Origin of the sequence: Methylobacterium sp. Leaf89 (assembly GCF_001422215.1) — a bacterium.
In the GTDB taxonomy this organism is placed as follows: domain Bacteria; phylum Pseudomonadota; class Alphaproteobacteria; order Rhizobiales; family Beijerinckiaceae; genus Methylobacterium.
On sequence record NZ_LMML01000001.1, the window covers coordinates 1 to 6,953 of the forward strand.

A 6,953-nucleotide genomic window follows, 5' to 3' on the forward strand; every position below is an offset into this window, starting at 1 on the left:
CTGGCCCGAGGCGACCACCGTCGTGCCCTCGCGGAACGTCACCGGGTCGGTGCCGTCGACCGCGTCCGTGGCGGTGGCGGCGAAGGTCACGGCGGCCCCGGCCGCGGAGGTCGCCTGGATGGTGGCCGCCGGAATCTGGGTCAGGGCCAGGGACGGGGCGGTGGTGTCGACGGTGAGGGTGCCGGGCATGGCCGTGGCGAATCCGGCCAGGGTGACGGGGCTGCCGTCGGTCCCGGCCAGGGTGGCGTTGGTCAGGTCGATGCCGGTGACGGCCAGGTCCTGCGCGGTCTGGCCGGGGGCCACGGTGTAGGTGAAGCGCAGGGTTCCAGTTCCCGAGCCGCCCGCATAGGCGGCGGTGGCGCCGGTGTTCAGGGTCAGCACGGGCGTGCCCGTCACGGCGACGGCGTCGGTGAACTGGACCGCGAGGGTGACGGCGGCGCCGGCCTTGAGCAGGCCGTTGCCGCCGCCGTCGATGCCGGGCCCGCTGTCCGCGATGGACTGGACCGTGATCGGGCCCGCCTGGGTGACGGCCTGGGAGACAGCGAGGCCGCGGGGGTCGACCCAGAGGGGCAGGTCGTTGTCGTCGTAGATGGCGGCGCCGATGCCGGGCTGTCCGGGCAGGGCGATGCGGGCGCCGCCCCATCCGTAGAACAGCTCGGTGGCGGCGGGGATGTCGCGGTCGAAGGTGAGGCGCAGGTGGCTGGCGTCGACGAGCTCGGCCCTGGTGGCGAGCGCCTGGCTGGCGGCGGCGTTCCAGTCGGCGCGCAGGCTCCAGCCGGTGCCGGCGGCAGCGACGCTGCCGAGGGCCTTCAGGGACGTGGCCTGGTCGAACGCGACGGTGAGCAGGAGCTGGTCGGGGGCGCCGGCCACGCGCTCGGCGCGCACGACCCGGGGGCCGTCGTCGTCGATGTCGCCGGAGGCCAGCGCCAGGGGCGAGCCCGGCAGCGCCGAGGCCCGGAACGTCTCGGCGACCGACAGGGCGACGCGGGAGAAGATCTGAGTCGCGTCGGCGCGGCTGAAGTGAACGCTCCCTGGCTGTCGGGTGATGCCGTGGCCATCGACGTCCATGTCGACGTCGCTGGCTTGGCGCGCGGCGTAGCCGGCGTTGAAGTCCTTGTCCTCCGTCAGCTCGGCCTGCCCGACCCGGATGGCCTGGTTCTGGACCGGCTGCGTGGACTGCACCGCGGGCGTCTGCGCAGGGAACGGAATGGCGTTGACGAACAGGTAGGGGACGGTGGCGGCATCCTGGCCGAGCACGCCGCGCACGAGGCCGGCCTCGTAGCGCACGGCGCTCTCCCACATGGCGGGCGTGAGAGCCGCGTTCTGGCTGTCGTTCTCGTTGTGCAGCCAGACGACCGCGGTCGGCGCGGCTTTCTGCGCCGCGGACCATTGCCCGATCGTGCTGAGAAGGCCGATTTCCTGGGCGTTCGCCGTCCATCCGTTGCGGTAGTCGCCGTTGACCGGGCTCAGCCAGTCGGTGAGCATCCCCGTGCCCGGCCATTCCGTGTTGGCACCGTCGGCGTTGTCGCGCGTGCCGATCACGTTGACCTTCTGGCGGACGCCGTCGAACCCGAGCTGCGCCTCGATGGCCGCCTCGAGCTTCGGCAGGTCGCCGTACAGCGTCGGGAAATAGGTGTTCGACTGGCCGCGCAGGACGACGTTGAGGACCGTGGCGGCCGGAATGGCGCCGGTCTTGTCGAGGACCGGATCCGGCGCGAACCCGACATTCAGCTGCGCGTTCGCGGCCCCGCTGGCGAGACTGCCCGTCGCGAGGGTCGTGGCGGTGGTGCCCTTCAGGCCTTCCGGGGTCGCCACGGTGACGCGGTAGCTCCCGGCCGTCGTCCCGAAGCTGTAATGCCCGGCGGCGTCGGTGACCGTGGTCTTGAGCGCGAATCCGGTGGCCGCATCGCTGAGGAGCACGCTGGTGCCGGCGAGGCCCGCCTCGCCGGGGCCCTGGCGCCCGTTCCCGTCTCCGTCGGCGAAGATCGTCCCGGACAGGCTGACCGTCGGGGGATTGTTCCGGACACCGAAGTTCTGCGACGCGATCACCGCGCCGCTGGTGACGACCTCCTTCAGCGTGGTCACGCCGCTGGTGATCTTGCCGTCCGGGGCGGTCACCGCGACCGTATAGGTCCCCGGGGCGAGGTTCTGGAAGCTGTAGACCCCGTTGGTGCCCGGCTTGAAGGGGTCCTTGTTGCTCGACGTCGTGCTGGCCAGGAGGACGCCGATGTCGTTGTACAGATCGACCGAGACGCCGTTCGTCAGCACTTCGCCCGCGTTGAAGACGCCGTTGCCGTTCGTGTCGTTGAAGATGATGCCCGCGATGCTTCCGGTCTTGTAGAACCCTTCGTCGACGGTCGTCTTCGCGTCGCTCGGGACGCTCACGTTGGTGACGAGCGTCTGGCCGTTCGCGTTCGTCGTCCCGGCGCTGCCCCGGTATCCGGCCGCGGCCGGCGTGAAGCGCATCGCGTAGGCGCCGCCGGCGAGAGCGGTGAAGGCGTAGGCGCCGGTCGCATCGGTGCGGACCGTCGCCAGGGCGGCCCCGCTCCCGTCGGCGGCGAGCAGGTCGACCGAGACGCCCGCGAGGGCCGTCTCGTTGGCGTCCCGCGTGCCATTGCCGTTGGCATCGGTAAAGACCGCCCCGGACAGCGTTGCGCCAGCCATGCCCTTCCCCCCTGATCGCTGACGAAGCTTTGCCGCGTCGCCGCTTTATCAGTCTAGGGTGAGGCCTCTATTGCCTGGAGGCAATGGACTATAGTGACAAAGCGCTCTCTTTGTCGGAATCATGTTGCCATAGATCCGAAGAGTCCGGCCCATCGATCAGCACAGGCGCGTCCGGGCCTCAAGAGCAGGGCGCGAGGATGTCGGCGCGGGCGTGGAAGATCCGGCGGCGAAGATCGCGTCGCGGGGGGCGCGGCGCCCCTACCCGAGCCGCGCCCTGCGCCGCAGGCGGCGCCAGCCCAGCACCACGCCCGAGAGGGCGATGGTCGCGCCGAGGCCGTTGAGGAGCCACATCACCGCGTCCCAGGCCGGGCGGGCCTGGAACAGGTTTCCGAAGTCCAGGCGGTGGGGCGCCTCGAACAGCCAGCGCTGGAGCCGGCCGCTGGCATCGAGGCGGTCGAGGAGCGCGCCGGTCTCGGGGTCGAGGTGGAGCCAGGTCGCGGCCGGGTCGTCGAAGCGCACCCGCAGCACCGGCAGCGGCCGGGTGTCGTGGTGGGGATACCAGTAGGCGTCGTAGGCGGTCAGCGTCTCGGTCGCGGCGATGCGGGCCTCCGGCCGGGCGCGGGCGGCGGCGGCGCGCAAGATCGCCTCCGTGGGCGGCGGGACCGCGACCCGGCGGCCCCGGGCATCGGCGGCGACCAGCACGGGCCGGCCGCCGACCTGCGTGAACCGGACCTCGACGATCCCCGGCCGTGCCAGGCCGTCGAGGGCCGCGCGGCCGACCGGGGCCGGGGGCCCGGCATAGGCCGCCTGCAGGGCCGCCGGGGGCGTGCGGGGCGAGAACCAGTGGTTCGGGTTCATGGAGAGCCAGCCGCTCGCCACGAAGCTGAGGAGGCTCAGGCCCCCGAGGGTGCCGAGGAGGTGGTGCCAGCGCCCGAGGCCGCGATAGGGGCTCACCCCCGCGGCGTAGGGCCGGTGCAGGCGCAGGCGCCAGATCCCCAGGGCGAGGCCGCTCAGCACCCCGGCGGTGGCGAGGCCGGAGACCCACAGCACGGTACCGCGCCAGAGTTCGCCCCGCGCCCGCAGGGGCGTGGGGTAGAACCAGTGCGGGATCGCCCCGAGCCAGTTCCACAGGCGCTCCCGGCGGGTGGTGTCGAGGACGACCGCGCCCGTGCGGGCCGAGACGTAGAGCTCGGTGCCGGCCGCGTCCCCGAGCGCCACCACGTGGAAGGGGCGCACCGGGTCGTAGCGGTCGCGCACCGTCCATGGGTCGCGGGTCACCGCCCGCACGGTGGCGCCCTCGCCGAACGACGCCCGGGCGGCCGCCCCGTCGATCTCGCCCAGGGCCTGCCCGGTCTCGGCCGAGACCGTGTGCCGGGCGTCGTCGCGGGTGGTGACCTGATAGACCGGCGCCCCGCCCCGCATGGACAGGCTGAGGCCGCCGGGGGCCGGGTCGAGCCCGGCCCGGGCCAGGGCCGCGTCCGGGCCGAGGAGGACCCGGTCCCAGGCGAGGGGCGCGAGGCGGGACAGGCGCTCGGCCTCCGTCAGGGCCGGAAACGCCACGTAGAGCATCACCAGCCCCGACAGCACCCAGGCGGCGAGGAACAGCCCCGTGGCGATGCCGAGCCAGCGGTGGCCGAGGATCAGCCCGCGCTTCAGGGGCTTCAGGAAGGCCCGTTTCGGAGAGGCCCGCATCAGAACCGGACGCTGTAGGCGACCTCGACGGAGCGCGGCCGGCCCAGCAGCCAGTTGGTGCCGACCCCGTTCACCGCGTTGCCGCTGATCGCGTAGATCGTGTCGAACAGGTTGTAGGCGCGCAGCGACAGGCGCGAATCCGGCGTGACCTGGTGGTCGAGCCCGGCATTGACCAGGGTGTAGGCCGGGCGCTTCGCCTGGTTGCCGAAGTCGCTGAAGGTCTCGCCCACGTGCTGCAGGCCGACCCGGGCCTCCCAGGCCGGGGCGAAGGCGTAAGTGACCCAGAGGTTGCCGACGCGCTCCGGCACGTCGATGGGCTGGCGCCCGGCATAGGACACCACCGCCCCGCCGACCGCCTGGTCGAAGGTGTCGTACTGGGCGTGCAGCAGCGCCAGGTTGGCGTCGATGCGCCAGGCCTCGGAGAGGTGCAGGCTCAGGGCCGCCTCGACGCCGAGGGAGGATTGCTGCCCGACCTGGGTCGAGAGCGTCGGCTGGCCCGGTACCGCCGAGATCAGGTTGTCCTTGACGATGCGGTAGCCGGCCAGCGTCCACTCGGCCCGGCCGTCCCAGGCCACGCCCTTGGCGCCGACCTCCACCTGCTCGCCGGTGGAGAGCCGGAAGTTGGCGAGACTCTGCGACAGGGAGATCAGGCTGCCCACCGGATCGGTGGCGGTGGCGTACTGGGCATAGAGCGCCAGCAGCGGCGTCGGGTTGTAGACGGCGCCGAAGCGGTAGCTCAGCGCCCGGAAGTCGCGGTCGAAGGTGTTGCCGGTGACGAGGTCGGTCCGCTGCAGCACCGGCGCGTCGTAGCGCACGCCGGCCAGGAGCGAGACCTGGTCGGACAGGATCAGGCGGTTCTCGGCGAAGACCGAGGCCTGGCGCGTGCTGGTGGCGTAGGCGGGCCGGGCGCGGCCGTCGGCCGGGAACAGGCCCGGGTCGTAGGCGAAGGGATCGACGCTGGTGGTGGTGTCGAAATAGAAGTTGTTGGTGTGCCGGAAGGCGATGTGGTTCACGTCGAACCCGGCCAGGAATTCGTTGCGGAAGCCGAACAGGGTGCCGCGGAAGGTGGCGTCGAGGCGGTTCCCGATCTGCTCCTGCTGGTGGTAGATCTCGAGGTAGTCGGAGCGGTCGATCCGCCCGGTGCCGCGGTTGAAGGCGTATTGCTCCACGTCCCGCCACTGGCGCCGGCTCTGGAGCCGGTAGGCGGTGTTGCGGACCGTGACGTCGGCGCTCGGCGTCCACTCGGCGCGCAGTTGCGTCCAGTTGTCGGTCCAGAGGATCTGGGCGTCGCGGACGTTGTAGTTGTTGAACCGGAGGGCGTCGCGGATGCGCCCGTCGACGAGGGGCGTGCCCCAGTAGCGGGCCGGCTCCTGATAGCCGAAATCATGGCTCAGGGTGACGGCGAGGTCCGGCGTCGCCTGCAGGGTCAGGGCGCCCGAGACCGCGAGGTTGCGGAAGCTCCCGTCCGGGGCGATCCAGCCCTCGGCCCGGTTGCCGCTGATGTTGAGGCGGTAGGCGAGCGCCTCCCCGATCGGGCCGCCGGAATCCAGGGCCAGACGCGCCAGACCGTCCGAGCCGACCGCCGCGCGGGCCTCGTTGAGGGGCGTGAAGACCGGCTTCTTGGTGACGACATTGATCACGCCGCCGATGGCGCCGTCGCCGTAGAGCACGGAGGCCGGCCCGCGCAGCACCTCGATGCGCTCGACGTTCCAGGTGTCGAACGGGAAGGTGACGGTGCCGGCGCCCACGAACAGGCGGGTGCCGTCGTAGAGCTGCTGGATCGAGTTCGGGCCGGAAAAGCCCCGGGCCGTGAAGGCGCCGTTGCCGTTGCCCGGCGCCGCCACCGTGGTGATGCCGGTGGCGTTCTGGGTGACAGCCTCCGCCACCGTGTTCTGGCCGCGCAGCCGCGTGGTCTCGCCCGCGATCACGTCGACGCTGGCGGGGGTCTCCAGGGCCGTCAGGCCGAGGCGGCTGGCGCTGCGGCCGGGGCTGCGCAGGTTGAGCCCCTCGGCGGGCGCCGGGCCGCCCCGCCCGGAGCCCGCGACCTCCAGGGTCTCTAGGGTGACGGCCGGCGGGACCTCCCGGGTCTCGGCGTCGGCGGAGATCGGCAGCAGGCCGCCGAGCAGGGCCGCCAGGGGCAGGACGTGTCGCGACGGCAAGGTCGGGCCTCGCCGCGACCCGCGCGCGTTCGCGGTTCGGGACGGGATGGGGGCGACGGGCATAGGGTAACGGGACGTGGGGTAACTGGACGTGGGGCAACCGGACATGGGGCAACCGAACAAGGGCGCGGGCATCGGTCGGGGCCGACCTGCCGTCTCCGCTAGACTGAATGTTATAACATTACAATCGGCAAGCGGGGCCCGGGGCCGGCGTGTCCGCGGCCCAGCCGTCACCGGGCCGCGCGGGGCGGCCGGAGGGAGCATGCGGGAGCAAGACTTGCGGGCGAGGACGGGCATCGACGGGACGGCTGACGCGACGAGTCGCGCGGAGTGGCACGTCACCGCGAAGAGGTCGGCCCGTTCGCGGCAAGCGAACGCCCCGACACCCACCAGGACACCCCGCCCGATGCGTTTCGCGTGTGACCACGACTGACGGCA

The 6,953-nt window shown here is 72.4% G+C and carries 3 protein-coding genes and 1 riboswitch (1 of these 4 running past the window's edge); all 3 genes read right to left on the reverse strand.

Annotated elements, in window-relative coordinates:
• A partial coding sequence (locus ASF18_RS24990; RefSeq protein WP_280138912.1) for an SdrD B-like domain-containing protein occupies window positions 1–2,664 on the reverse strand: 2,664 nt, incomplete at its 3' end.
• Window positions 2,665–2,922: 258 nt separating this feature from the next.
• Entirely contained in the window at window positions 2,923–4,356 is a 1,434-nt protein-coding gene (locus tag ASF18_RS00010; RefSeq protein ID WP_056348215.1) for a peptidase, read from the reverse strand.
• Complete coding sequence (locus tag ASF18_RS00015) at window positions 4,356–6,470, reverse strand: TonB-dependent siderophore receptor (RefSeq protein WP_244472503.1); 2,115 nt, start codon at window positions 6,468–6,470, stop codon at window positions 4,356–4,358. The genes ASF18_RS00010 and ASF18_RS00015 overlap by 1 nt, the downstream gene beginning before the upstream one ends.
• Before the next feature lie 377 nt (window positions 6,471–6,847).
• Window positions 6,848–6,953, reverse strand: a riboswitch (cobalamin riboswitch); it runs 185 nt beyond the window's last position.

Excerpts from the sequence above, each read along its gene's own strand:
- ASF18_RS00010 (WP_056348215.1), bottom strand. The coding sequence starts at position 4,356 with ATGCGGGCCTCTCCGAAACGGGCCTTCCTGAAGCCCCTGAAGCGCGGG.